Source organism: Marinobacter santoriniensis NKSG1 (genome assembly GCF_000347775.1).
In the GTDB taxonomy this organism is placed as follows: Bacteria; Pseudomonadota; Gammaproteobacteria; order Pseudomonadales; family Oleiphilaceae; genus Marinobacter; species Marinobacter santoriniensis.
On the sequence record NZ_APAT01000016.1, the window covers coordinates 12388 to 36666 of the forward strand.

Consider the following 24279-nt stretch of genomic DNA (forward strand, 5'->3'; position numbering starts at 1 on the left):
GGCCCGGGCGGCAATCATCCACTAAAGGTCAATAGCGACTTCAGGATTTAGCGCTAAAGTATCAGTAAACCATTTTGTAACAGAGATACTGGCACTATGAACCCTGATCATTTTGACAAAGAAGACTTGATCAAGTGCGGCCATGGCAAGCTGTTTCCCGGCAACATGCGCCTGCCTATTGACCAGATGCTGATGTTCGACCGCGTCACCCACATCGCCGACGACGATGGCCTGTATGGCAAGGGCAGCATCGTGGCCGAACTGGACATCAACCCGGACCTCTGGTTCTTCAAGGTCCACTTTGTTGATGATCCCGTCATGCCCGGCTGTCTGGGGCTCGATGCCATGTGGCAACTGGTCGGTTTCTTCCTGGCCTGGGGTGGCGGTGAAGGCAAGGGGCGTGCGCTCGGTTCCGGCGAGGTGAAATTTACCGGCCAGGTACTGCCCACTGCCAAGAAGGTAACCTACCGCCTGGATCTCAAGCGCGTGATCCGGCGCAAGCTGACCATGGCGATTGCCGATGGAAGCATGGAGGTGGATGGCCGGGAGATCTATACCGCCAAAGACCTCCGGGTTGGTATGTTCAACTCTACCGATGACTTTTAGGAGTTAGCTGCATGCGTCGCGTTGTGATTACCGGAATGGGGATTGTCTCCAGCCTGGGGACCAACCAGAAGGAAGTAACCCGGTCGCTGAAAGAGTCCATATCGGGTATCGGGTTCAGCCAGGAGGCGAAGGACAATGGCCTGCGCAGCCACGTCTGCGGCCAGATCGACCTGAACCTTCCGGAGCTCATTGACCGCAAGATCTGGCGTTTCATGTGCCCGGCCTCCGGCTACACCTACCTGGCCATGAAAGAGGCAATCGAACAGTCCGGCCTGACCGACGACGATATCCGCGCGGACACCACCGGCCTGATCTTCGGCCAGGGTGGCGCATCAACCGTCGAGCTGCTGGATTCGATCGATACCCACCGGGATAAAGGAATCCGGCGGGTCGGCCCCTATCGGGTTCCCCGGACCATGGGCAGTGCTATCAACGCCTCGCTGGCGACCGCGTTCGGTATTCGCGGGGTGAATTACGGCATCACATCAGCCTGCGCTACCAGTGCTCATGCGATCGGCCACGCCGCGGATCTGATCGCCCTGGGGCGCCAGGACATCATGTTCGCCGGCGGCGGTGAGGACATCCACTGGAGTCTGAGCCTGCTGTTCGACGCCATGGGTGCGTTGTCCACCAAGTACAACGACACACCGGAAGTGGCTTCGCGGACCTATGACGCCAATCGGGATGGTTTTGTGATTTCCGGGGGTGGCGGCGTCCTGACCCTGGAAGCACTGGAGCACGCCGAAGCCCGTGGTGCCAATATCCTCGCGGAGATTGTCGGGTTCGGCGCCACCTCGGACGGAGCCGACATGGTTGCGCCCAGTGGCGAGGGCGCGGTGCGTTGCATGAAGCAGGCCATGAAGCAGGTCGATGGCGAGATCAGTTACGTCAACAGCCACGGCACCAGTACGCCGGCCGGTGATATCACGGAACTGAAAGCGCTCAGGGACACCTTCGGCGACCGCATCCCACCGGTTAGCTCCACCAAGCCCCTGTGCGGCCACGCCCTGGGTGCCGCTGGTGTGCATGAGGCCATTTACAGCCTGATTATGCAGCGGGAAGGGTTCATCGCTCCGTCTGCGAACATCGAGAACCTGGACGAAGGAGCCGAAGGTTACCCGATCGTCCGCGAGCGGATGGACAACCAGAACCTGGACCTGGTCATGAGCAACAGCTTCGGATTTGGCGGCACCAACGCCACCCTGATTTTCAGGAAAGTCTGACGGAGCGGTATTCAGCCGGGGAGGTGCCCATCCAGCGCTTGAACGCCCGGCTGAAAGCACTCAATTCCGAAAAACCAAGCTGCTCGGCGATTTCCACCAGCGGCTTGGTTTTGTCCTGCATATAGGTCAGCGCCTGCTTACGGCGTACGTCTTCCAGCAGGCTCGCGAAGGTCAGCCCTTCACGCTTCAGTTTCTTGTGAAGCGTGTATCGGCTCATGTGCAGCTGCGACGCCACCGCCTCGACACCTACCCTGCCTCGCGCCAGCTGGGACACAATCAGTGAACTGACCCGGCTACTGAGAGACACTCGAATAACCTCCGGCCTCAGGGGATCAGATGGCATGGGGTTCCTCCTTAGTTTGAGTCCGACCGTGTGTGCCAGAAAAATCAGCGTACATATGTTAGCCGAAAATAATCAATAAGACCTTTGAGCGAGATCAACGCCAGATCGTCCTCATCCGTCCACACTACCAGCCTTTTCGAACACCATCCCGAACCATCCTGCGAGATTTATCCCGGAGCATTCAATGACCACCCCGGAACTGCTTGCCCCGGCGGGTACACCAGATCATCTGGAAACCGCCTTTGCCTATGGTGCTGACGCGGTCTACGCGGGCCAACCCCGCTATTCGCTGAGAGTACGAAACAACAGTTTCAAGGATGTTGCAGCGCTGGGTGCCGGTATCGAGCGGGCCCACGAGCTCGGCAAGCAGTTTTACCTCGTGTCCAACATTGCGCCGCACAACAGCAAGGTCCGGACCTATCTCCGGGATCTGGAGCCGATCATTGAGCTGGGCCCTGATGCGCTTATCATGTCCGACCCCGGTCTGATCATGCAGGTTCGGGAGCGTTGGCCGGATCAGCCTGTGCACCTTTCGGTCCAGGCGAACGCCGTTAACTGGGCCACCGTGGAGTTCTGGCGCCGCCAGGGCCTGAGCCGGGTCATCCTGTCCCGGGAACTGGCCCTGGATGAAATCCGGGAAATCCGGGAGCGGGTGCCGCAGATGGAACTGGAAGTCTTCGTTCACGGAGCCCTGTGCATGGCCTACTCCGGGCGCTGCCTGCTGTCCGGCTACATGAACCACCGGGACGCCAACCAGGGCGCCTGCACCAACGCCTGCCGCTGGAACTACAAGGAAGTGCAGCACGGCCACGACCAGACGGGCGACCTGATCGCTACTTCTGCCGATGCGGTGCAGGAGGTTGAACCCAGGGAAATCCTCCTGGAAGAACCCAATCGCCCCGGTGGTTTTATCCCTGCCTACGAGGACGAACACGGCACCTACATCATGAACTCGAAAGACCTCCGTGCCGTTCAACACGTGGCGGAACTGGTCAAAATGGGCGTGCATTCGCTGAAAATCGAAGGCCGCACCAAGAGCACCTACTACGTGGCCCGCACCACCCAGATTTATCGGCGTGCCATCGACGATGCCATGCGTGGACTGGCCTTCGACATGAGCCTGATGGATCAGCTGGAAGCGCTCTCCAATCGCGGTTACACCGAGGGTTTTCTTCGTCGTCATCTGCCACAGGAATATCAGAGCTACGAGCAGGGCTCTTCTTACCTGGGCTCCCAGCAGGTGGTTGGCACGATTGCAGACAGTGACGACCGGTGGCTCACCGTGGACGTAAAGAACCGGTTTGCGCCCGGTGACACCCTGGAACTGATTACACCGGCCGGTAATCTCCGGTTTTCTGCAGACCGGATGGAGAACCGCCACGGAACCACCATGACCCACGCCCCGGGCAGCGGCCATGTAGTTCGCATACCCCGGCCGGAAAACCTTCCTGCGTCGCTGGCGAACAGTTACCTGACGCGGGTACTGGAATAATGCCTTGTCGGTTTGGCGAGTATCGGTAATGAGAGTTACCGCAACGATTGGACCAGGCCGTGTCGCTACGCTGCCCGGGTGACCCAATCTGGAGCCGACTCGTGGGACGTTACACCACCATCCTCGCAGGACTGACAGCCTCACTGCTAAGCCTCACGGTATGTGCCGACAGTCTTCCGGACCGAATGGCGATCAGCGAGAAGACCCAGGCCTTCATGTCGGCCGCCAGATCGGGTGACATTGCGGGAGCCTACGAGCGCCTCAAACCGGTACTCGGCGTTGAGGCTTCCCCCTACGAAGAGTCCGCCCGGAATGCCGTCGCCTACTTCAAGCGGGTGACTGACAAGGTTGGCGAGCCCATTGCCGTATCACGGGTACGTACGGACGTGATCGCCGAAGACTTCACCCGGGAAATCTGGCTCGAAAAGTTCGAAGCCGCCGCCATCGCCTGGACCTTCACCTTCTATCAGCCGCACCGGAATGGCTGGAAGCTGGTCGGCATCAGCTACTCCACCGAACTGGACGATCTCTACCAGCCTCTCACCGCCCCGGACTGAGCCCGCATGAAGGTCGTAATAACCGCAGCCTTAGTGCCGTGCAGGCTGATTAAGGTATAATCTCCGTACGCTCGATTTAATACCTGACTATTTTACTCTGGTATTGTATAATCGCTCGCCAGAAGTAACGGAATCCGGCCCGCTTACCATCAGGTGTCCGGCCTCCGTCATCCAAAAATCGATTGCGGGGCGTACTCATCGTTTGAACGACCACCGCAACACCCTGTGAACTGATGATCAGACCACCGGCCCGGCACTGGGCCGATGGTGACACCAAGGGCCAAAAGCCCGAGATGAGAGAATTACGGAGCGACGATCATGGCGACCACCGACCAAGAGGTGAACGAGCTGATCAAACGGGAATACGAGCACGGATTCGTTACCAACATTGAATCCGATACGTTCGAGCCCGGCCTTAATGAAGACGTTATCGCCCGCCTGTCCGGGATCAAGAAAGAACCGGAGTGGATGCTGGAGTGGCGCCTGAAAGCCTACCGTCGCTGGCTCGAGATGGATGAGCCGGACTGGGCTCACGTGGGCTACCCGAAAATCGACTACAACTCGATTTCCTACTATTCCGCACCCAAGCGGAAGGAAGACATGCCCCAGAGCCTGGACGAAGTGGATCCGGAACTGCTGAAAACCTATGAAAAGCTGGGCATCCCCCTGCACGAACGGGAAAAGCTCGCCGGCGTCGCCGTCGATGCCGTCTTCGACTCGGTGTCAGTAGCCACCACCTTCAAGGAACCACTGGCAAAAGCCGGCGTGATCTTCTGCTCCATTTCGGAAGCCATCCGGGATTACCCGGAACTGGTGCAGAAATACCTGGGTTCCGTGGTCCCCCACGGCGACAACTTCTTCGCCGGGCTGAACTCCGCCGTTTTCTCCGATGGCACCTTCGTCTACGTACCCAAAGGCGTACGTTGCCCGATGGAGCTGTCCACCTATTTCCGGATCAACGCCGCCAATACCGGCCAGTTCGAGCGCACGCTGATCATTGCCGATGAAGGCAGTTACGTCAGCTACCTGGAGGGCTGCACCGCGCCCATGCGTGATGAGAACCAGCTTCACGCAGCGGTGGTTGAACTGGTGGCACTGGACGATGCCCAGATCAAATACTCCACGGTCCAGAACTGGTATCCGGGTGACGAAGAGGGTAAAGGCGGCATCTACAACTTCGTGACCAAGCGTGGCGCCTGCATCGGCAAGAACTCCAAGATTTCCTGGACCCAGGTGGAAACCGGTTCCGCGGTTACCTGGAAGTACCCAAGCTGCATTCTTCGGGGCGACAACAGTGTGGGCGAGTTCTATTCAGTAGCACTCACCCATAACTACCAGCAAGCCGACACCGGCACCAAGATGATTCACCTTGGCAAGAACACCCGGAGCACCATCATCTCCAAGGGTATTTCTGCGGGTAAAAGCTCCAACGCCTATCGGGGTCTGGTGAAATTTGGCCCCGGAGCGGAAGGAGCGCGCAACTTCACCCAGTGCGACTCGTTGCTGATCGGCGACCGCTGTGGCGCCCACACCTTCCCGTACATCGAGAGCAAGAACAAATCCGCCATTGTCGAACACGAGGCAACCACCTCGAAGGTCAGCGACGAGCAGATGTTCCTCTGCCGCCAGCGCGGCATCGACCCGGAGCAGGCCGTATCCATGATCGTGAACGGCTTCTGCAAAGAGGTGTTCAAGGAGCTGCCCATGGAGTTTGCCGTAGAAGCCGGCAAGCTGCTCGAAGTGAGCCTCGAAGGGTCCGTCGGCTAACAGGACGGCAAGCACAAAAGTATTGCGGAAGCCGTCGGGCAGGGCCTGCCCGATGGCTGACTACCCCGAGTGAGGGGCGGGCAACAGAATTCAGACGGTTAAATGAGAGAGACGCTACAAATGCTGAGCATCAAGAACCTGCACGCATCCGTTGAGGGCAAAGAAATCCTCAAGGGCATCAACCTGGAGATCAAAGCCGGGGAAGTTCACGCCATCATGGGGCCGAACGGGTCCGGCAAGAGCACCCTGTCGCAGGTGCTGGCAGGCAATGAGGCATTTGAGGTCACGGACGGCGAAGTCGTCATGAATGGCGAAAACCTCCTGGAACTGGAAACCGAGGAACGCGCCCGTGAAGGCATTTTCCTGGCGTTCCAGTACCCGGTCGAGATTCCCGGCGTCAGCAACCTACAGTTCCTGCGGACTGCCGTAAATTCCATGCGCAAGCATCACGGCGAGGAAGAAATGAACGCCGCCGAGTTCATGAAGCTGGCGAAGGATGTCTCCAGACAGGTTGACCTGGATCCCGCCTTCCTCAAGCGCGGCGTGAATGAAGGCTTTTCCGGCGGCGAGAAGAAGCGCAACGAAATCATGCAGGCGCTGCTGCTGCAGCCCAAGCTCGCGATCCTCGACGAAACCGACTCCGGTCTCGATATCGACGCACTGAAAGTCGTCGCGGACGGCGTCAATGCGCTGCGTTCCCAGGACCGTGCGATCCTGATGGTGACCCACTACCAGCGGCTGCTCAATCACATCGTGCCGGATTATGTTCATGTTCTGGCCGGTGGCAGGATCATCAAGTCCGGAGGTCGTGAACTGGCCCTGGAACTGGAAGAGAAAGGGTACGGCTGGCTCGGCATCAAGGATGAAGAAACTGCCGACAACGCTGCCAACTAAGGAGGTCGCGGAATGAAACCAGCACCAACCCTTTCCATGGCGTTCCTCCACCCCGCCGGACAGTTGCTACCGGAGCCACTCGCGGCCCTGCGCAAACAGCGCGGAACCGCGCTGGTCGACATGCCGCTGCCGACGCGGAAAACGGAAAACTGGAAGTATTCCAGCAAGCACCTGAAGCTGACTGACGACATGGCTATTTCGTTGCCGGCCGAGGGCAAAACCGGCAGCAGCCTCGCGGTACCCGGCTACAAGGTGGCATTCCTGAACGGCGTGATGATGCCGGAAGCCAGCGAGTACCCGGACCTGAGCGGGATTCGCATCCAAAGCTTTGGCGACCTGGATGACAACGAAGCCTCCGAGCTGGCCCAGAAGCTGGACGACACCCTCGGCGGGTCCGAGGAAAACGGGGCCGTGCAGATGGCGCGCCTGAATTCCGCCCGGTTTGAAGACGGCCTTCTGATTCGCCTCAAGCCTGGCGCGGTTCTGGACCAGCCCCTGTTCATCATTCACGAGACCAGTGCCGATGCCAGTGGCTCGGCCTACCCCCGGATTTTTGTGGACGCCGGGGCCAACAGCCAGATCACCCTGATCGAAGAATATATTTCCAGTGGCAGTGAGCCCGCCATGGTGAATACCGTCACCGAGGTTATGGTCGGAGAAGGCGCCAATGTCACCAGCATTCGCCTCAACATGGAAGGCGACAATGTCCAGCATATCGGTGCAACCGGCGTCCTTCAGCAGCGCAGCTCACGATTCGAGAGCCATAGCGTCGGTTTCGGCGGACCACTGCGCCGCCACGACCTGCGGGTGCGCCTGGAAGGCGAAGGGGCGGAATGCAAGCTCAATGGTGTCGTCGTCACCCGTGACAAGCAGCACTACGACAACCACACAAGCATTGAGCATGTGGCGCCCCACTGCAACAGCGAGGAAACCTACCGGAACATCGCTGCGGATCAGTCCCACGCGATATTCAGCGGGCGAATTCATATCCATCAGGATGCCCAGAAATCCAGCGCGGATATGAACAACAAGAACCTGCTGTTGTCCAACGGAGCAGAAATCGATACCAAGCCCGTCCTGGAGATTTACGCGGACGACGTGAAATGCGCCCACGGCGCCACCATCGGCCAGCTGGATGAAATTTCCCTGTTCTACCTGGTGTCACGGGGTATCGGACGGCGCGAGGCCAATGTTCTGCTTACCATGGCCTTTATTAACGAGCTGGTTGAGCAGATCCCGGTTGAAGCGGTCCGGGAAACGGTCCAGGGTCGCCTGAACCACTTTTTTGAACAGACATTCCTGGAGGCGTAACCGGTTATGACCGATCTGTCTGTGGCAAGCACCGCCAGACGCCCCACCTTTGATGTGGAAGCCATTCGCCGGGATTTCCCGATCCTGTCACAGCAGGTGAACGGGAAGCCACTGGTGTATCTGGACAATGGCGCCTCGGCGCAAAAGCCGGAGGCGGTGCTGAACGCCATGGACCGCTACTACCGGGAAATGCATTCCAATGTGCATCGAGGGGCCCATACCCTGGGCGACCGCGCAACCGCGGCGTTTGAAGGAGCGCGGGAGACAGTACGCCGGTTTCTGAATGCCGAGAGTACCCGCGAGATCATCTGGACCCGCGGAACCACGGAAGCCATCAACCTGGTGGCCAACGGGCTGGCGACGCGGCTGAAACCGGGCGACGAGATCCTTGTCAGCCACATGGAGCATCACGCCAATATCGTTCCCTGGCAGATGATCGCGGAACGGACCGGCGCCAGGGTACTCCCGATCCAGGTGACTCCGGACGGCGAGCTGGATCTCGACTCCTTCCACAGCCTGCTGAACGGTCGGACCCGGGTACTGGCGCTGACCCACGTATCCAATGTACTCGGAACGGTGAACCCCGTTGCACCTCTGATTGAAGAGGCCAAGAAGCGGGGCATACTGACGCTGATCGATGGCGCGCAGGCCGTCCCCCACTTCCAGCCGGACGTTCGGGCACTGGACTGTGACTTCTATGTGTTTTCGTCCCACAAGGTCTTTGGCCCCACCGGCATCGGGGTTCTCTATGGCAGGGCCCAGCTGCTCGAGGAAATGCCCCCTTACCAGGGTGGCGGCGAGATGATCGAACGGGTCTCCTTCGAGCGGACCACGTGGAATGTTCTGCCGTACAAATTCGAGGCCGGTACGCCCGCTATCGCAGAGGCGGTGGGACTCGGCGCAGCACTGGATTACCTCAATGGCCTGGATCGCGTGGCGGTAGAAGCCGCCGAAAGTGCGCTGCTGGCGCGCGCCAATGACCTGGTCGACTCGGTTCCCGGCATGAAAATCATCGGCACCGCACGGGAGAAGGTCCCGGTCATGTCCTTTAAAATCGAAGGGCTGCACCCCAGTGATATAGGCACGCTGCTGGATCAGCAGGGCATTGCGATCCGGACCGGCCATCACTGTGCCATGCCGCTGATGGATTTTTACGGGGTGCCTGGCACCGCCCGGGCATCGTTCGCGTTTTACAATACGCTGGAGGAAGTGGACCGCCTGTTTACCGGTCTACAGAAAATCCAGCGCCTGTTTGCCTGATGGAGGTGGAATCATGACAGCTGAAGTCTTCACCCCGACCAACGAAGTGTCCGTGACCATGACACCAACGGCCGTGCGACACGTCAAAAAGCAACTGGAGCGCAAGCCGGAAGCCAGGGGTATTCGGCTGGCCATCAAGAAAAGCGGCTGTTCCGGCTTCAAATACGAAACCCAATGGGTGGAATCCGTTGAGGAAGACGACCGCGTCTTTCACATCGACGGGGTGGATGTCTTCGTCAAGGAAGCCCACCTGCCCATGGTCAACGGCATCGAAATCGATTTTGTGACCGAGGGCGTGAACTCCCTGTTCCGCTTCCGGAACCCGAATGCGACCGCGGAATGCGGATGCGGTGAGAGCTTCACCGTCGCCTGATACACCAGAACACAGCGAGGCCAGAGTCGGCATGCAAGAACGGGAAGTGGTCCTGACCAAGCGAGAGGTGGAAGCCCGCCTCGTCCCCTCCGGAACCGAGATCATGATTCCGTCGGACACCTTCGTGACCATCACCCAGGCACTGGGCGGTACCTTTACCGTGGCGGTGAACGGCAACCTGGCCCGGATCGAGGGTCACGACGCCGACGCGCTGGGCAAGAAGCCGCTGGAAAGCAGCTTTGAGACCCCGGCCGATGGTACGGTCAATGAGAATCAGGTGTGGGAGGCGCTGAGAAACTGCTACGATCCCGAAATCCCGGTCAATGTCGTGGACCTCGGACTGATCTATGAGTGCCGGATCGAAAACGGCACCGATGAAGGCAACCAGATCCACGTCCTGATGACCCTCACGGCGGCAGGCTGTGGAATGGGACCGGTCATCACCGACGACGTTAAGCGGAAACTCGAACACGTCCCCAACGTTGACAAGGTGACCGTTGAACTGACCTTCGATCCGCCCTGGAGCAACGACATGCTCACCGACGAAGCGAAGCTGGAACTGGGAATGCTGTAATGACCGCAAGCGAACAGGACTTTCTGAACAACCCGCTCGGAACCAAGACCACTCTCGAGGATGTCATGGACGCGTTCGAGTTCCTGGACGACTGGGAAGAACGCTACGCGTACATCATCGACCTCGGTAAGCAGTTACCTTCGTTTCCGGATGACGCCCGAATCGAAGAGAACTATGTCCACGGCTGCCAGAGCCAGGTTTGGCTGATCCACCATTACGATGAGGCCAGTGGCAAGCTGTACCTGCTCATCGATTCGGATGCGATGATCGTTCGCGGACTGGCGGCTATTATTCTGGTTGCCCTGAACGGGAAAAGCCCCCGTGACCTGCTGACGACCGACATCGACGAGTTGTTCGAGCGCCTCGACCTGTTCCGGCACATCTCTCCGACACGCGGCAACGGCCTGCGTGCCATGGTCGGTAAAATCCGGGACATTGCGGCCGCCGAGGCGGCCTGACCATTACCAGACGATCGCCAGATCGTCCCTCTGGATATTCACCTCGCGACCGTCCTGTTGCATCCGGCCAGAACTGAAGTCCGGATGCACATTGTTCAACGTGACGGTCAGCCCCGCGTCGGTCAGCTCTGGCGTACCATCCAGCGTGGTCCAGTGACGGGCACTGCGGTAGAGGTGCAATTCATCACCGGGCCGAAGCCCTGCCGTAGCGCCGGAATCCAGCGTCACAGTGCGACCGTCCACCCGGGCAATACGGGTCATGAACGGCTGGCAGGCCAGTGCCTCATCGACAGCGCTCGCCATTCGGTCGACGGCCCCTGAAACCGCCTGGCCATAGGCTGTTTTCTGGAAGCCGGCCGAACCGAACCCGACGGAACTGCCCGGCTCGGCGTCCCAGTCGCCCGTTGCGGAAAACCGCTCCTGATAGACCGGTGAGCCGCTGAACCCGTCGAAGACCATCAGATCCACGGCAAAGCGGCGACTGCGGTCCGTTGCGCCGATGCCGCGTTTGAAACCGGCCCACAAGGACGTATTCCAGGCCGCCGGATCGGCAATGCCGAGATCGCGGATGACACCGGTGACCACGAACTGGGCCCCCATTTCGCGGGCCAGGCGAAGCACGTTGGTTAGCTGGTTGTTGTTCAGCTGAACCGTCGGCGCATTGACGGCATCGCCAAACAGGCTCGAAGTTGCCGCAGACAGGATCTGCAGATTACCCCGTGAGCGCAACCGGGCCTGAATCTGTTGCGGCAGGTTTTCGCCGGCATCACCGATCTGCCCTACCCGCGCCTGGTCCGGCCTGAGGATGGGGAAGCCGGCAATCGCAACCCGCTTTCTCAGATGAAGCGCATCGCTGGCCTGGCAACTGGACTGCTGTGCTGACACATCCGCGCGAACCGTTACCCGCAAAAGATTGCCGGAACGCTGTTCGTCGACAATCCGAACCTGCCTGGCCTGCGCACTGGCGGCCAACTCCATCCGCGAATGGGTAATGACACCGTTCTCCATGGTGTCCTGGGTACTGACACTGGCCTCGTATTGCAAAGCCAGATCCCGGAGCGCCGCTTCCCTGGCCTTTTCCCGGGCGGCATCCACATCACCATTGATGATCGAGGCATGACCAACGCCCTCGAGGACAACCGCCCCTGCGGGCCTGGCGCCCAACGTCGCCACCAGCACAAAGACCAGCATCGCCAGTACGGCCAGTCCCGAGTGCCCGGCCGAAGCCAACCGGCGAAAATTAGCCACGCTCATAGTCACTCCAGATAGTACAGCGAATCCACATTCCGGGATTCAACGTCGCCCACGGAATCGTTGGTCATCGGCATGGGGATCGGGCACCGTTCGCGCACCTGGTCGTCTGCCACGGCGGCAACACAGGCCCGGAACCGGGGCTCGAGCTTCAGTTCCATGACGGTTTCGACAACACCATCACTGTGCTCGTTGACGGCAACCATCTTGGCACCCCGGATATAGCTGTCGACGTAGGTACGGAACCGGTCGTTATGCAGCACGAAGTCGTTCACCGTGGAACTCCCGTAAATCACCGTGCCATATACGCGCTCAGCCAGATTGCGGTAGGCATCCAGTTGCGATGCACGGCGGGCCAGCAGTCGCTTTCGGGTGTCCAGCCGATCCTTTCCGGCATCCTCGTAGGTTCCGAATCCGCTCACGCGAACCACAATGGGTTTCAGGTTCTCGTCGAGACGCGCGTCGCGATTACTCTCCTGATAGCTGCCCACCGGGGCGCAGGCCGCTACAACCAACGCAAACAGCAGAACGGGAATCCGGCGCAAGGTCATATCCAATCTCCGAAAAATCAATCTTTCGCCTGACCATGAAAAAATCACGCCAACTCGGACAACCACTTGAAATGCCGACGTTCCTGGCATTTCAGGCCTGATTCAGGAAGCCAAAGCGGCAAAATACTGCCTCCAATTACATACCGAAAACAAATCGTTACCGCTTGCGGCATGAGTTTCGATCAGCTTCTGCTCTAACCTGTCTTCCACGTCATGTTTATTTTAACCATTACAGAAAAGAGCCTGTTTCAAATATGAACCACCTTCGTCTGACCAAGCTGTCCGCGGTCATTGGCCTGACCATTTTCTCCAGCACTGCCTTTGCCGGCCCCCAGAACTTTTCGTCCGCCCGCTCCTTTGCCATGGGTGGCACCGGCGTGGCGACGGCTCATCCCGCCGAGGCCGCCGCGGCCAACCCGGCCATGATGGCCGCCAACCAGAATGACTGGTCCGACGACTTCGGCCTCATTCTGCCGTCGGTCAATGCCAGAGTGGCGGACGAACAGAAGGTGGTCGATCAGGTCGACGACATCCAGAGCGTCATTGACCGGTTCGATCAACAGGTCGCCGCGTTCAATCCGGCCACCGACAATCCGGATAATATCAAGAGCACGGCAGCAGACCTTCGGGACCGGCTGGTGGCTTTTGACCAGGACAAGATGCGCGCCAACCTGGGCCTGGGCCTGGCCCTGAGCGCGCCGAGCCAGGCCCTGGCCGTGGGGGCCTTTACCAATGCCACCCTGGTAACGACCATCGAGGGCGAGCTCTCCGGTCAGGATCGTACCCTGCTGGATGATATCGCCAACGCTTCCAGCGCCGCGGATGCGCAGACGGCGATCGACGCCGCAACCGACTCCAACGGCAATCTGAACCTCACCTCAAAGGGCAAGGTACTGGCCGCCGCCAAGGCTGAAGTTGGCCTGTCGTTCGCGCGGCAATTCGAACTTCAGAACGGAGCCAACCTGCAGGTGGGTGTCTCCCCCAAATACGTTCAGCTGAAGACCTTCCAGTACACCGAGACCGTGTCAGGGTTTGAAGACAACAACTTCGACAGTGACAACAACACCACCGACAAAAGCGGCTTCAACCTGGATCTGGGCACCGCCTACACCTTTGGTGAAAGCCAGCAGTGGAACCTCGGCGTCGTTGCCAGGAACCTGATCCCCATGGAACTGGACTCCGCCGCCAGCCGCCCCGACCTTGGCGAGAAGGTGCGCACTCTCGAATTGAACCCAACCGTCACGGCGGGGATCGCCCATACCGGCGACTTCCATGTGCTCACCGCCGAGCTGGATCTGACCAAGAACAAGGCTTTCGGCTTTGAAGACGATACCCAGTGGCTCGCTCTCGGCGCCGAACTGGATGCCTGGCGCTATGCCCAGCTGCGTTTTGGTGTACGCCAGAACCTGGCCAGCAACGACAACAACGATGGCATTGAAGAAAAGACCCAGTTCACGGCCGGTTTCGGTCTGAACCTGATGGGGGTACGCCTGGATCTCGCCGGCCTCTATAGCAAAGCCGACGTTGGCGCCGCCCTGGAACTGGGAACATCCTTCTAAGCACCACCGCCTGAGCGAAAGCCCGCCCGGAAACCGGCGGGTTTTTTTTATGCCCGGGTTTGCGAACTCTGGCCCCGCGCCGGATAATCCTTATGTATTCAACACCTACCGGCGGAGACCTTTCATGCAAACCTACCTGGTCGGCGGCGCTGTCCGCGACGAACTGCTTGGCCTGGAGGTCAAGGATCGGGACTGGGTCGTTGTGGGCGCCACGCCCGAGGAGATGCTGGCAAAGGGATTCAAACAGGTCGGGGCAGATTTCCCGGTGTTCCTGCATCCGGAAACCCGCGAGGAATATGCTCTCGCCCGAACCGAGCGCAAGCAGGGGCGCGGCTATCACGGATTTTCGGTCTACAGCGCTCCGGATGTCACCCTGGTAGAGGATCTCAAACGGAGGGACCTCACCATCAATGCCATGGCCCGATCCGAGGACGGCGAGCTGGTTGACCCGTTCGATGGTTACCGGGACCTGCTCAGCCACACCCTCCGGCACGTTTCCCCCGCCTTTTCCGAGGACCCTCTGCGCATCCTCCGGACAGCCCGCTTTGCCGCACGGCTCAGCCCCCGCGGTTTCAGGGTATGCGACGACACCATGACCCTGATGAGGCAAATGGTGGCTGACGGCGAGGTGGACCACCTGGTGCCGGAACGGGTCTGGCAGGAAATCCAGCGGGCGCTCCATGAACGCGAACCCGGCACTTTTTTCGAGGTTCTCCAGGCGTGCGATGCACTGGCCGTGCTGATTCCGGAACTCTCAGCTCCGGAGGTGCTTGAGAAGGCCCTTGAAGCCTTACGCTGCGTCAATCGCTCGACCTCCAACACGGACCAACGCGTCGCAGCGCTGTTCTCGGTACTGGACGAAAAGACGGCCCGCCAGCGGGCGTCTGCTCTGAAGGCACCCAACGACTGCCGGTCTCTCGCCGGGCTCACTGCCCATTTCAAAGCCGTGGTGACTGACTTATGCTCAATGGACCGGTTACCGGCCAACCGCCTCCTTGAGCTGCTCGATACGGCTGATTTCTGGCGGCGACCGGAGCGATTCCAGGCGCTGATGGAGGTGCTTGGCTGCGCACTGCCCGAACCGGAACGGGCATTCCTCAAGGTTCTTGAAAAGGCCGCCGAAGGTGCGACCGGCGTAAACCCGAAAGCACTGATGGCAAGAGGGTTCAGCGGTAAGGCGCTGGGGCGTGCAATCCGGGAGGAACGATTGACTCGTATACAACAGGCATTGTCTGACACCAACGACTGAGGATACCCATGACTGCCAACGCACCTGTTGCACTGGTTACCGGTTCGGCCCACCGATTGGGCGCCCGTACCGCCGAAATGCTGCATGACCGCGGTTGGAACCTGATTATTCACTACCGGTCCCGGCAGACCCAGGCGCAGGCGCTCACGGAAAAGCTCAACGAAGACCGGCCGGGGTCCGCCATCTGCCTTCAGGGCGACCTGACCCGCCTGGACGACGTGCATCGCCTCGGCAAAGAGGCACTCGCCCACTGGGGTCGTCTGGACGGGCTGGTGAACAATGCCTCGGTGTTCTATCCGACGCCAAACGGTGAGGCCATGCACGAGGACTGGGACCGGATCATGAACACCAACCTCAGGGCGCCTTTCTTCCTGCTGCAGACCTGCCTGACCGCCCTGCGTAAAAGCCATGGCAGCGTGGTGAACCTGATCGATATCTACAGCGAAAAGCCCCTGAGCAACCACCCGCTCTATTGCGCCAGCAAAGCCGGCCTCGCAGCCATGACCCGCTCCTGGGCCAAGGACCTCGCGCCGGACGTGCGGGTTAACGGTGTCTCCCCCGGCGCCATCCTCTGGCCTGAAAACGATGGCGCCATTGATCGCAGCTACCAGAAAGCGATCGTGGAGAAGACGCCCCTGGCGACCACCGGCAATCCGGACGATATCGCCGGTACCATCGTGTTCCTGATGTGTGACGCACCGTTCGTAACGGGTCAGATCATCTCCGTGGATGGCGGGCGCAGCCTGAACATGTGACCGGCCCCGTTTGGGTCGGTCACGGCTTTCCGGATACAATGCCCGGCAGTTTTCCATTCCCCAAGGTGCGATGCCGAGGGCTCGTGCCACCAGATACCGGAGAATCGTCATGCGTGATGTCGTCATTGTTGCCGCCAAGCGGACTGCCATCGGAACCTTCGGCGGAGCGCTATCCAGCCTGCCCGCGGACCAGCTTGGCAGCGCCGTCATCAAGGCGCTGCTGGAAGAGACCGGTGTCGCGGCCGATCAGATCAACGAAGTGGTTCTGGGCCAGGTGTTGACGGCTGGCTGCGGGCAGAACCCGGCGCGCCAGGCGGCCATCCACGCCGGCATCCCGGCCTCGGTACCGGCCATGACCATCAACAAGGTTTGCGGCTCCGGTCTGAAGGCTGTGCACATGGCTGTGCAGGCGATCCAGTGCGGTGATGCGGAGCTCATGGTGGCCGGTGGCCAGGAGAGCATGAGCCAGGCGCCGCACGTACTCCCCAACAGCCGCAACGGCCAGCGCATGGGCAACTGGACCATGATCGATACCATGATCAAGGACGGCCTGTGGGACGCGTTCAACGACTACCACATGGGCATTACCGCCGAAAACATCGTGGACAAATACGGTATCAGCCGTGAAGAGCAGGATGCTTTTGCCGCGTCCTCACAGCAGAAAGCGGTGGCCGCCCAGCAGGCCGGTTACTTTGATGGCCAGATCGTTCCGGTCAGCATTCCCCAGCGCAAGGGCGACCCGCTGATCGTCAACAAAGACGAAGGGCCCCGGGATGGTGTCACCGGCGACGGCCTGGCCAAACTCCGCCCCGCCTTCAAGAAGGATGGAACGGTCACCGCCGGCAATGCCTCCTCCCTGAACGATGGCGCTGCGGCGGTTCTGGTGTGCAGCGCCGAAAAGGCCAGAGAACTGGGGCTGACACCGCTGGCTACCATCAAGGCCCACGCCAACGCCGGGGTGGATCCGACCATCATGGGGACCGGACCAATTCCCGCCAGCCAGCGCTGCCTGGCGCGAGCAGGCTGGACAGTCGATGACCTGGACCTGATCGAGGCCAATGAAGCGTTCGCGGCGCAGGCCATCTCTGTCAACCGTGACCTGAAATGGGATACCGACAAGGTCAACGTCAACGGTGGCGCCATTGCCCTGGGCCACCCCATCGGCGCATCCGGGTGCCGCATTCTGGTGACCCTGCTTCATGAAATGATTCGTCGGGATGCGCACAAGGGCCTGGCCACACTGTGCATTGGCGGCGGCATGGGCGTCGCCCTCGCCGTAGAACGCTGACACCGTGCTGCATGTGGTGCTCTATGAGCCGGAGATACCGCCGAACACCGGCAATATCATCCGGCTCTGTGCCAATACGGGTTGTCAGCTGCACCTGATTGAGCCCCTGGGTTTCACCCTGGAAGACAAGCAGATGCGCCGGGCCGGCCTGGATTACAGCGAATACGCCACCGTCAAGGTCCACAAGGACTATGCCGGATTTCTTGCGAGCGAACAGCCGGCACGGCTCTTTGGCCTGACCACCAAGGGAAGCGGCCACTACCACCAGGCCAGCTTCGAGGATGGGGACTATCTGATGTTCGGGCCGGAAACCCGTGGCCTCCCGCAAGAAGTCCGTGAGAGTTTACCGGCCGGTCACCGGCTGAGAGTTCCCATGCGACCGGAGAGCCGCAGCCTGAACCTCTCCAACACGGTAGCTCTGGTGGTGTATGAAGCCTGGCGCCAGCTGGGCTTTGACGGGGCTGTGTAACCCTGGTTGCAGACATAAAAAAAACCGGCCTTGGCCGGTTTTTTTATGTCCTTCGAGGCGTGATCAGTGCGTCTTCGACTCTTCTTCGGCACCGCCTTCGGCTTCCTGCTGTTTACGCTGGAGCGCCTGGGCGTAGATCGCATCGAAATTGACCGGCGCCAGCATGAGAGCCGGGAAGCTGCCCTTGTTGACGACGTTATCGATGGACTCGCGGGCGTAGGGGAACAGGATGGTCGGGCAGTAGGCACCCAGCATCTGGCCAAGCTGAGGACCTTCAATACCATGAACCAGGAACACACCGGCCTGCTGGATCTCGACGATGTACGCCACCTTGTCGCCAATCTTGGTGGTGACCGTCAGGGACAGCACGACTTCGTACTGGTTGTCGCTGACCTTCTCGTGGGACGTGTTCAGATCCAGGTTGACCTGCGGCTGCCACTGCTCCTGAAACACCAGCGGAGAGTTCGGCGATTCGAAAGACAGGTCCTTCACGTAGATGCGCTGAAGGGCAAACTGGGGTTGGTTCTGGTTGTCATTGCCTGCGGCTTGCTGATTCTCAGCCATGTTCGGTCCTTTAGGTTTCATTCCTGGGCTCGGAGCCCGTTGTTATCGGGTAGCTGCCGGAACAGTCTACTGCGTGCCTACGCCGGCTAATGTGAAACAGTGCGGCAGAACCGCCCGGAGATCAAGACCGAGCCGGCCTCACTTCTTGACCAGCGGCAAGTTGGCGTCTTTCCACTCGCTGATGCCACCGCTGAGCCGCACCACGTTGCTGAATCCTTCGGCATTCAGCTGCTTGACCGCCATGGACGAATGCTGGCCCATCTTGTCCGCGATGATGATCTGCTTCTCCTTGAAACGGTTCAGTTCGCTGGCCCGGCTCTTGAGGCTGTTCAGCGGGATATTGACGGAGCCGGTAATACGACCGGTCCCGAAATCCTTGCGATCCCGGATATCCACCACCACCGCCTCGTCCCTGTTGATCAGGTTTACCGCTGCCTGGGCCGAAACCTTCGAGCCGCCACGACGCGTCTCAAGCGCAAAGATTGCCAGGAGAAAAGCGACGAACAGCGATGCCAGGATGTAGTGGTTAACAACGAATTCAAACAAGCGGTCCATGAAATTACCCTGAAAATTGGTTTGGCCGGATTATACACACCCCGCCTGTCCGACAGAAGGTGACGAAAGTGGCGAGAAAATGCGAAAATAGAGACACTCTCATTTCGTTTTTCGCAAATTGACTGACATTTTCCTTCCGGACACAAACATGACTGCAAACCGCAAGCCGACGGCACTGATTATCCTCGACGGCTGGGGCTACCGAGACCCGGCAGATGACAACGCCATCAGCAAGGCCAACACACCTTTCTGGGACCAGCTCTGGGCCAACCAGCCGAGAACGCTGATCAACACATCCGGCATGTTTGTAGGGCTCCCGCAGGGACAAATGGGCAACTCCGAGGTCGGCCACATGAACCTGGGTGCGGGCCGGGTGGTTTATCAGAGCCTGACCCGAATCGACAAGGATCTCGAGGACGGCCACTTCCAGGAGAACCCGGTACTCTGTAGTGCCATTGACAAGGCGGTTGCAAGCGGCCGGGCCGTGCATCTGATGGGCCTGCTGTCCCCGGGTGGCGTGCACAGTCACGAGGACCACATTCTGGCTGCAGCAGAGATGGCAGCAAACCGGGGCGCAAAGGAAGTCTACGTCCATGCCTTCCTGGACGGGCGTGACATGCCGCCGCGGAGCGCCAAACCCTCCCTGGAAAAAGCCGCCGCCAGGCTGAAAGGCCTGGGGGTAGGACGGGTCGCCACCATCGTCGGCCGGTATTTTGCGATGGACCGGGATAATCGCTGGGACCGGATCGAGTCTGCCTACAACGCCATGACACTCGGCGATACCGAGTTCACCGCCGAAGATCCGATCAGCGCGCTGGAACAGGCCTACGAACGGGGCGAAAACGACGAGTTCGTAAAGGCCACCCATATCCAGGCGCCGGGCGAAGCCGACGGCCTGATCCGGGACGGGGACACGGTACTGTTCATGAATTTCCGTGCCGACCGGGCACGGGAAATGACCCGCACCTTCGTGGAAAAAACTTTTGACGGCTTTGAACGCCGCCGGCATCCGGAACTGGCGGAATTCGTCATGCTTACCGAGTATGCCGCGGACATCAAAACCGCCTGCGCCTACCCGCCGGAGCAACTGTCCAACGGACTGGGCGAATACGTCTCCAAACTGGGCAAAACCCAGCTCAGGATTGCCGAAACCGAAAAGTACGCCCACGTCACCTTCTTTTTCAATGGCGGCCTGGAAACACCGTTTGAGGGAGAGGAGCGCATACTGGTTCCCTCACCCAGGGTGGCAACCTACGATCTGCAACCAGAAATGAGCGCACCGGAAGTAACCGACAAACTCGTCGAAGCGATCAAGAGCGGCAAGTACGACCTTGTGGTGTGCAACTACGCCAACGGCGACATGGTAGGCCACACCGGAAAACTGGACGCGGCCATCAAGGCGGCAGAGTGCCTGGATACCTGTGTAAAACGGGTGGTCGAGGCCCTGGACGAGGTTGGCGGCGAAGCCCTGATCACCGCCGACCACGGCAACTGCGAACAGATGACCGATCCCGGTTCCGGGCAGGTGCACACCTCCCACACCATCGGCCCGGTTCCTCTGGTCTACACCGGCCATCGCCCGGTTCATCTTCGGGACGACGGCAGCCTGAGCGACGTAGCTCCCTCGTTGCTGACCCTGATGGGCCTGGAGCAACCCAGCGAGATGACCGGGCACAGCCTGGTAGAACTCGACTGAACAAAGTTCCCGGGTTTTGAAACGACTCCACCTCCTGGCGCTGTGCCTCACCCTCGTGGTGTGGGCAGCGCCCGTGACCGCCCAACCGGACGTCACCCCGGCCCAGGTCGAGGCCTTGAAAGATCGCATCAAGGACATCGACGACTGGCTGGCCGACGCCGAGGACGACCGCTCCGACCTCGAACAACAGCTGGCAGCAACGGAACGCCGCATCAGCACACTGACCCGCGAACGCCGGGATCTGCGCCAGAAGCTTGAGCAACAGCAGCAACGACTCAAACAGCTTTCGGAAGAAGAGGCCGAACTGACACGCACGCTGGACCGGCAGCGGGAAAGCCTGAAACGTCAGATCCGCGCCGCCTGGATGGAAGGCGATGCACCGGCGGTCAAGGTACTGCTGAACGAAATCGACCCCGACCGGATTGCCCGGACGATGACCTATTACGAGTATCTCAGCCGGGATACCGTCGCCCAGCTCGAAACCTTCCACGACAACCTGCAGGCCCTGAAGCGTACGGAAGACCAGGCCCGTGCCACGCAGGATCAGCTGAAGCAGACCGAGCAGCAACTCGCCGAGAGGCAGAAACAGCTAGCCGGCTCCCGCAAGGAACGGGAGCAGACCCTGGCGGCACTGAAAGCAGACATCCGGACCAAGCGCAGTGAACGGGAAGACCTCGAAGCCGATCGTAAACGCCTGGAGCGCCTGCTCAATGAGGTGCAGCAGGCCATCGCCAGCATCCCTTCCCCGAACGAGTCCCAACCGTTCAAGTCACTTCGCCGCAAACTCCCATGGCCGGCAAACGGCAAGGTCATCAGTGGCTTTGGCGATCATTACGCCGACGGCAAACTCCGGCGAAATGGCCTGTTGATCGGAACCAAGGCGGAAGCACCGATCAAGGCGGTCCACTACGGACGAGTGGTGTTTGCCAACTGGCTGCGGGGCTTCGGACTGCTCACCATCATCGACCATGGCGACGGATACATGACGCTCTATGGGCACAGCAGCAGCCTCTTCACCAGCCCCGGGGACTGGGTGGCGGCCGGAGAAACCATTGCCCTGGCGGGTCGCACCGGGGGTGCCGACACACCGGAACTCTATTTCGAGATCCGCCACAACGGAAAACCCGACAACCCCCGGCGCTGGCTGGCAAAATAACGAACAGTCATCCGGAGGGCTGACAAACGGGCCCACTGACGCCATACTGTCGTGAATCCGGAAAAATCCGTCCAACTAGTGGAAACAAAACGGGATCTATTAATGAAACGGGACAGAAGTATTCTTTCATCACGACCATTGAGAGCCATCCTCCTTGTCACCTGTTTCATCACCGTTCCCGGACTGGCTCTTGGTCAGGATCAGAACAGCGAGACCGAGAAATTACTCAAGGGCCTTCAGAATAACGGCCAGGTGGAAATCACCCTGCCGGATCCGGAGAAACAGCTCCCCCTGGATGACCTGCGGAAATTTACCGAGGTATTCGCCCGAATCAAGGACGCCTACGTCGAGGAAGTCTCCGATCAGAAACTGCTGGAGAGCGCCATCAAGGGCATGCTCTCGGACCTCGACCCCCACTCCACCTACCTCGCCCCGAAAGATTACGAAGAACTCGAGGAAAGCACCTCCGGCGAGTTCGGCGGCCTTGGCATCGAGGTCGGCATGGAGAACGGCTTTGTAAAAGTGATCTCACCGATTGACGATACTCCCGCCCAGAAAGCGGGCGTGCAGGCGGGTGACCTGATCATCAAACTGGACGAGAAACCGGTCAAGGGCATGTCCCTGGAAGAAGCCGTCAAACTGATGCGCGGAAAACCGGGCACCGTTCTTACCCTGACCATCATGCGTGAAGGCGAAAGCGCGCCGATCGAGATTGACGTCAAGCGAGACGTGATCAAGGTCACCAGCGTGAAGAAGCGCATCCTGGAGAACGGATATGGCTATGTCCGGATCACCCAGTTCCAGGCCGACACCGGCACCCAGTTCTCTGACGCACTGAAGGCGCTGAAGAAGGAGCATGGCGGCGATCTCGACGGCCTGGTCATCGACCTCCGGAACAATCCCGGCGGTGTGCTGCAGGCGGCCGTCGCCACCGCCGACGCGCTGCTTGATGATGGCCTGATCGTTTACACCGAGGGCCGGATCCAGAGCTCGCGGCTGCGCTTCAGCGCATCGCCGGGCGATGAGATCGAAGGCACGCCGGTGGTGGTATTGATCAACGGCGGTTCCGCCTCGGCGTCGGAAATCCTGGCCGGCGCCCTGCAGGACCAGGAGCGGGCCGTGATCATGGGTACCCAGTCCTTTGGCAAAGGCAGCGTGCAGACCGTGATTCCCCTTGATGAAAACCACGCCATCAAGATGACCACCGCCCGCTATTACACACCGAGCGGCCGGTCCATCCAGGCAACCGGCATTACGCCGGACATTGTGGTTCGTCCAGCCGAGCTGAAAGAGCTGGACAGCAAGCCCTTCTTTACCGAAGCAGACCTGAGCGGGCATCTCAAAGGCCAGAACGAAGGCGACGGCAATAACAACGCTACCGATCAGGGCGAAGACAGCGCCGGCAATCTGGCGGCAAGGGATTATCAGCTCCGCTCCGCCCTGAACCTGCTCAAGGGGCTCCATATCCTGGGCAAGAAAAGCACCCGCGAGATGACCGGAGCCGGCGAGTGAGGCGTCTGCGACCCATTCTGGTTGCGTTCGCCTGCCTGATCGCAGCGAACGCCTTTGCTGCCGGCCCCCGCTCAGGCTTCCCGCCCACCATCGCGATCATCATCGATGACATGGGCCACGACCTTGAACAGGGTGAACGGCTGGCGAACATGGATCAGCCTCTCACGCTGTCCTTCCTGCCCTACCGCCCCTATACGGTCCGGCTGGCGACGCTGGCGCACCAGCATCAGAAAGAAATCATGCTGCATTCACCCATGGCCAATACCCATCACTATGGTCTTGGCCAGGGTGGCCTCACCCCCGATATGGACGAGCAGGCCATCGCCCATACGCTGAGACGATCCTTACAAGCCATCCCGTTCGTATCCGGCGTCAACAATCACATGGGCAGCCTGCTGACCCAGGAGTTGAAGCCGATGGATTGGGTGATGAAGGAGCTTGAGAAATACCCGGTCTATTTCGTGGACAGCCGAACCATTGCCTCAACCGTCGCCGGCAAGGTTGCCGAGGCTTACCGCATCCCCACGCTATCCCGGGACGTGTTCCTGGATCACCAGCAGACCGAGGCGTACGTGGACAAGCAGTTCAAGCTTCTGATCAAACGGGCGCGGGAGAACGGCAGTGCTGTAGCTATCGGCCATCCACACAAGGTAACCGTTGATTACCTTGCGAAGCACCTTCCGGAGCTGGACAAGCAGGGAATAGCAATTGCGACGGTGAGTGGCCTCTGGGCCATGCGCAATGGCAATCGCCCGATGTTCGCGAAAGGCGAGAAACAGGCGATCCGGCCCACCTACGCCAAGCGCCCCTGAATAA

Annotated in this window: 25 protein-coding genes; 20 read left to right on the forward strand and 5 right to left on the reverse strand. The window is 59.9% G+C overall.

Features of this window, described 5'->3' with window-relative positions:
- Positions 1 to 96: 96 nt before the first annotated feature.
- Both fabA and fabB read left to right on the forward strand, forming a co-directional pair.
- Positions 97 to 606, forward strand: coding sequence for a bifunctional 3-hydroxydecanoyl-ACP dehydratase/trans-2-decenoyl-ACP isomerase (fabA, locus tag MSNKSG1_RS11165; protein WP_008939378.1), 510 nt, complete (start codon positions 97 to 99; stop codon positions 604 to 606).
- 11 nt (positions 607 to 617) lie between these two features.
- Entirely contained in the window at positions 618 to 1829 is a 1212-nt protein-coding gene (gene fabB / locus MSNKSG1_RS11170; protein WP_008939379.1) for a beta-ketoacyl-ACP synthase I, read from the forward strand.
- Here fabB and MSNKSG1_RS11175 read toward each other — a convergent pair.
- Entirely contained in the window at positions 1816 to 2172 is a 357-nt protein-coding gene (locus MSNKSG1_RS11175; protein WP_008939380.1) for a helix-turn-helix transcriptional regulator, read from the reverse strand. The two genes, fabB and MSNKSG1_RS11175, sit on opposite strands and share 14 nt — an antisense overlap.
- Before the next feature lie 184 nt (positions 2173 to 2356).
- Between MSNKSG1_RS11175 and trhP the strand changes: the two genes are divergently transcribed.
- The 9 genes from trhP to MSNKSG1_RS11220 all read left to right on the forward strand — a co-directional run bounded on the left by trhP (position 2357) and on the right by MSNKSG1_RS11220 (position 10858).
- On the forward strand, positions 2357 to 3664 hold the full coding sequence (gene trhP, locus MSNKSG1_RS11180) for a prephenate-dependent tRNA uridine(34) hydroxylase TrhP (RefSeq protein ID WP_008939381.1): 1308 nt from the start codon (positions 2357 to 2359) through the stop codon (positions 3662 to 3664).
- A 101-nt stretch (positions 3665 to 3765) separates the two neighbouring features.
- Positions 3766 to 4221, forward strand: coding sequence for a hypothetical protein (locus tag MSNKSG1_RS11185; protein WP_008939382.1), 456 nt, complete (start codon positions 3766 to 3768; stop codon positions 4219 to 4221).
- Between the two features lie 318 nt (positions 4222 to 4539).
- Entirely contained in the window at positions 4540 to 5988 is a 1449-nt protein-coding gene (gene sufB, locus MSNKSG1_RS11190; protein WP_008939383.1) for a Fe-S cluster assembly protein SufB, read from the forward strand.
- A gap of 120 nt (positions 5989 to 6108) precedes the next feature.
- Entirely contained in the window at positions 6109 to 6882 is a 774-nt protein-coding gene (gene sufC, locus MSNKSG1_RS11195) for a Fe-S cluster assembly ATPase SufC (RefSeq protein ID WP_008939384.1), read from the forward strand.
- Between the two features lie 12 nt (positions 6883 to 6894).
- Entirely contained in the window at positions 6895 to 8193 is a 1299-nt protein-coding gene (gene sufD / locus MSNKSG1_RS11200) for a Fe-S cluster assembly protein SufD (protein WP_008939385.1), read from the forward strand.
- Positions 8194 to 8199: 6 nt separating this feature from the next.
- Complete coding sequence (locus MSNKSG1_RS11205) at positions 8200 to 9453, forward strand: aminotransferase class V-fold PLP-dependent enzyme (RefSeq protein WP_008939386.1); 1254 nt, start codon at positions 8200 to 8202, stop codon at positions 9451 to 9453.
- Between the two features lie 13 nt (positions 9454 to 9466).
- Positions 9467 to 9826: a HesB/IscA family protein gene (locus MSNKSG1_RS11210; RefSeq protein WP_008939387.1), complete on the forward strand. Its 360-nt coding sequence runs from the start codon at positions 9467 to 9469 to the stop codon at positions 9824 to 9826.
- 31 nt (positions 9827 to 9857) lie between these two features.
- Entirely contained in the window at positions 9858 to 10400 is a 543-nt protein-coding gene (gene sufT, locus MSNKSG1_RS11215) for a putative Fe-S cluster assembly protein SufT (protein WP_008939388.1), read from the forward strand.
- Positions 10400 to 10858 (forward strand): SufE family protein, encoded by a 459-nt coding sequence (locus tag MSNKSG1_RS11220; protein WP_008939389.1) that lies wholly within the window; start codon positions 10400 to 10402, stop codon positions 10856 to 10858. Before sufT ends, MSNKSG1_RS11220 begins: the two co-directional genes overlap by 1 nt.
- A 3-nt stretch (positions 10859 to 10861) precedes the next feature.
- On the opposite strand, the gene MSNKSG1_RS11225 is transcribed toward MSNKSG1_RS11220, so the two are convergent.
- On the reverse strand, positions 10862 to 12112 hold the full coding sequence (locus MSNKSG1_RS11225) for a flagellar assembly protein T N-terminal domain-containing protein (protein WP_008939390.1): 1251 nt from the start codon (positions 12110 to 12112) through the stop codon (positions 10862 to 10864).
- 2 nt (positions 12113 to 12114) lie between these two features.
- A complete protein-coding gene (locus MSNKSG1_RS11230) occupies positions 12115 to 12660 on the reverse strand; it encodes an LPP20 family lipoprotein (RefSeq protein WP_008939391.1) in 546 nt (181 codons plus the stop codon).
- A 254-nt stretch (positions 12661 to 12914) separates the two neighbouring features.
- Between MSNKSG1_RS11230 and traF the strand changes: the two genes are divergently transcribed.
- The 5 genes from traF (at position 12915) to trmL (ending at position 17980) form a co-directional block, all read left to right on the forward strand.
- On the forward strand, positions 12915 to 14219 hold the full coding sequence (traF, locus tag MSNKSG1_RS11235) for a conjugal transfer protein TraF (RefSeq protein WP_008939392.1): 1305 nt from the start codon (positions 12915 to 12917) through the stop codon (positions 14217 to 14219).
- Positions 14220 to 14343: 124 nt separating this feature from the next.
- Positions 14344 to 15468: a polynucleotide adenylyltransferase/metal dependent phosphohydrolase gene (locus tag MSNKSG1_RS11240; protein ID WP_008939393.1), complete on the forward strand. Its 1125-nt coding sequence runs from the start codon at positions 14344 to 14346 to the stop codon at positions 15466 to 15468.
- An 8-nt stretch (positions 15469 to 15476) separates the two neighbouring features.
- Positions 15477 to 16223 carry a pteridine reductase gene (locus tag MSNKSG1_RS11245; RefSeq protein ID WP_008939394.1) on the forward strand — a complete coding sequence of 249 codons (747 nt, stop codon included), beginning with the start codon at positions 15477 to 15479 and terminating at the stop codon, positions 16221 to 16223.
- 109 nt (positions 16224 to 16332) lie between these two features.
- Positions 16333 to 17511 (forward strand): acetyl-CoA C-acetyltransferase, encoded by a 1179-nt coding sequence (locus MSNKSG1_RS11250; RefSeq protein ID WP_008939395.1) that lies wholly within the window; start codon positions 16333 to 16335, stop codon positions 17509 to 17511.
- Positions 17512 to 17515: 4 nt separating this feature from the next.
- The gene (gene trmL / locus MSNKSG1_RS11255; protein WP_008939396.1) at positions 17516 to 17980 is read left to right on the forward strand and encodes a tRNA (uridine(34)/cytosine(34)/5-carboxymethylaminomethyluridine(34)-2'-O)-methyltransferase TrmL; all 465 of its coding nucleotides are present in this window, start codon (positions 17516 to 17518) and stop codon (positions 17978 to 17980) included.
- 63 nt (positions 17981 to 18043) lie between these two features.
- Here the strand turns inward: trmL and secB are convergent, their stop codons facing one another.
- Both secB and MSNKSG1_RS11265 read right to left on the reverse strand, forming a co-directional pair.
- Complete coding sequence (secB, locus tag MSNKSG1_RS11260; RefSeq protein WP_008939397.1) at positions 18044 to 18544, reverse strand: protein-export chaperone SecB; 501 nt, start codon at positions 18542 to 18544, stop codon at positions 18044 to 18046.
- Between the two features lie 138 nt (positions 18545 to 18682).
- Positions 18683 to 19099, reverse strand: coding sequence for a rhodanese-like domain-containing protein (locus MSNKSG1_RS11265; RefSeq protein ID WP_008939398.1), 417 nt, complete (start codon positions 19097 to 19099; stop codon positions 18683 to 18685).
- Between the two features lie 148 nt (positions 19100 to 19247).
- Here MSNKSG1_RS11265 and gpmI point away from each other — a divergent pair, with 148 nt between their 5' ends.
- The 4 genes from gpmI (at position 19248) to MSNKSG1_RS11285 (ending at position 24275) form a co-directional block, all read left to right on the forward strand.
- Positions 19248 to 20795, forward strand: coding sequence for a 2,3-bisphosphoglycerate-independent phosphoglycerate mutase (gene gpmI / locus MSNKSG1_RS11270; protein WP_008939399.1), 1548 nt, complete (start codon positions 19248 to 19250; stop codon positions 20793 to 20795).
- 16 nt (positions 20796 to 20811) lie between these two features.
- Positions 20812 to 21951 (forward strand): murein hydrolase activator EnvC family protein, encoded by a 1140-nt coding sequence (locus tag MSNKSG1_RS11275; RefSeq protein ID WP_008939400.1) that lies wholly within the window; start codon positions 20812 to 20814, stop codon positions 21949 to 21951.
- A gap of 102 nt (positions 21952 to 22053) precedes the next feature.
- Positions 22054 to 23463, forward strand: coding sequence for a S41 family peptidase (locus MSNKSG1_RS11280; protein WP_040886862.1), 1410 nt, complete (start codon positions 22054 to 22056; stop codon positions 23461 to 23463).
- Positions 23460 to 24275, forward strand: a complete 816-nt coding sequence (locus MSNKSG1_RS11285) for a divergent polysaccharide deacetylase family protein (protein ID WP_008939402.1) — start codon at positions 23460 to 23462, stop codon at positions 24273 to 24275. The genes MSNKSG1_RS11280 and MSNKSG1_RS11285 overlap by 4 nt, the downstream gene beginning before the upstream one ends.
- Positions 24276 to 24279: the final 4 nt, after the last annotated feature.

Bases quoted from the DNA above. Each gene is read 5' to 3' on its own strand.
- fabA (WP_008939378.1), top strand. From the start codon at position 97: ATGAACCCTGATCATTTTGACAAAGAAGACTTGATCAAGTGCGGCCAT.
- fabB (WP_008939379.1), top strand. From the start codon at position 618: ATGCGTCGCGTTGTGATTACCGGAATGGGGATTGTCTCCAGCCTGGGG.
- MSNKSG1_RS11175 (WP_008939380.1), bottom strand. From the start codon at position 2,172: ATGCCATCTGATCCCCTGAGGCCGGAGGTTATTCGAGTGTCTCTCAGT.
- trhP (WP_008939381.1), top strand. From the start codon at position 2,357: ATGACCACCCCGGAACTGCTTGCCCCGGCGGGTACACCAGATCATCTG.
- sufB (WP_008939383.1), top strand. From the start codon at position 4,540: ATGGCGACCACCGACCAAGAGGTGAACGAGCTGATCAAACGGGAATAC.
- sufC (WP_008939384.1), top strand. From the start codon at position 6,109: ATGCTGAGCATCAAGAACCTGCACGCATCCGTTGAGGGCAAAGAAATC.
- sufD (WP_008939385.1), top strand. From the start codon at position 6,895: ATGAAACCAGCACCAACCCTTTCCATGGCGTTCCTCCACCCCGCCGGA.
- MSNKSG1_RS11205 (WP_008939386.1), top strand. From the start codon at position 8,200: ATGACCGATCTGTCTGTGGCAAGCACCGCCAGACGCCCCACCTTTGAT.
- MSNKSG1_RS11210 (WP_008939387.1), top strand. From the start codon at position 9,467: ATGACAGCTGAAGTCTTCACCCCGACCAACGAAGTGTCCGTGACCATG.
- sufT (WP_008939388.1), top strand. From the start codon at position 9,858: ATGCAAGAACGGGAAGTGGTCCTGACCAAGCGAGAGGTGGAAGCCCGC.
- MSNKSG1_RS11220 (WP_008939389.1), top strand. From the start codon at position 10,400: ATGACCGCAAGCGAACAGGACTTTCTGAACAACCCGCTCGGAACCAAG.
- MSNKSG1_RS11225 (WP_008939390.1), bottom strand. From the start codon at position 12,112: ATGAGCGTGGCTAATTTTCGCCGGTTGGCTTCGGCCGGGCACTCGGGA.
- MSNKSG1_RS11230 (WP_008939391.1), bottom strand. From the start codon at position 12,660: ATGACCTTGCGCCGGATTCCCGTTCTGCTGTTTGCGTTGGTTGTAGCG.
- traF (WP_008939392.1), top strand. From the start codon at position 12,915: ATGAACCACCTTCGTCTGACCAAGCTGTCCGCGGTCATTGGCCTGACC.
- MSNKSG1_RS11240 (WP_008939393.1), top strand. From the start codon at position 14,344: ATGCAAACCTACCTGGTCGGCGGCGCTGTCCGCGACGAACTGCTTGGC.
- MSNKSG1_RS11245 (WP_008939394.1), top strand. From the start codon at position 15,477: ATGACTGCCAACGCACCTGTTGCACTGGTTACCGGTTCGGCCCACCGA.
- MSNKSG1_RS11250 (WP_008939395.1), top strand. From the start codon at position 16,333: ATGCGTGATGTCGTCATTGTTGCCGCCAAGCGGACTGCCATCGGAACC.
- secB (WP_008939397.1), bottom strand. From the start codon at position 18,544: ATGGCTGAGAATCAGCAAGCCGCAGGCAATGACAACCAGAACCAACCC.
- MSNKSG1_RS11265 (WP_008939398.1), bottom strand. From the start codon at position 19,099: ATGGACCGCTTGTTTGAATTCGTTGTTAACCACTACATCCTGGCATCG.
- gpmI (WP_008939399.1), top strand. From the start codon at position 19,248: ATGACTGCAAACCGCAAGCCGACGGCACTGATTATCCTCGACGGCTGG.
- MSNKSG1_RS11280 (WP_040886862.1), top strand. From the start codon at position 22,054: ATGAAACGGGACAGAAGTATTCTTTCATCACGACCATTGAGAGCCATC.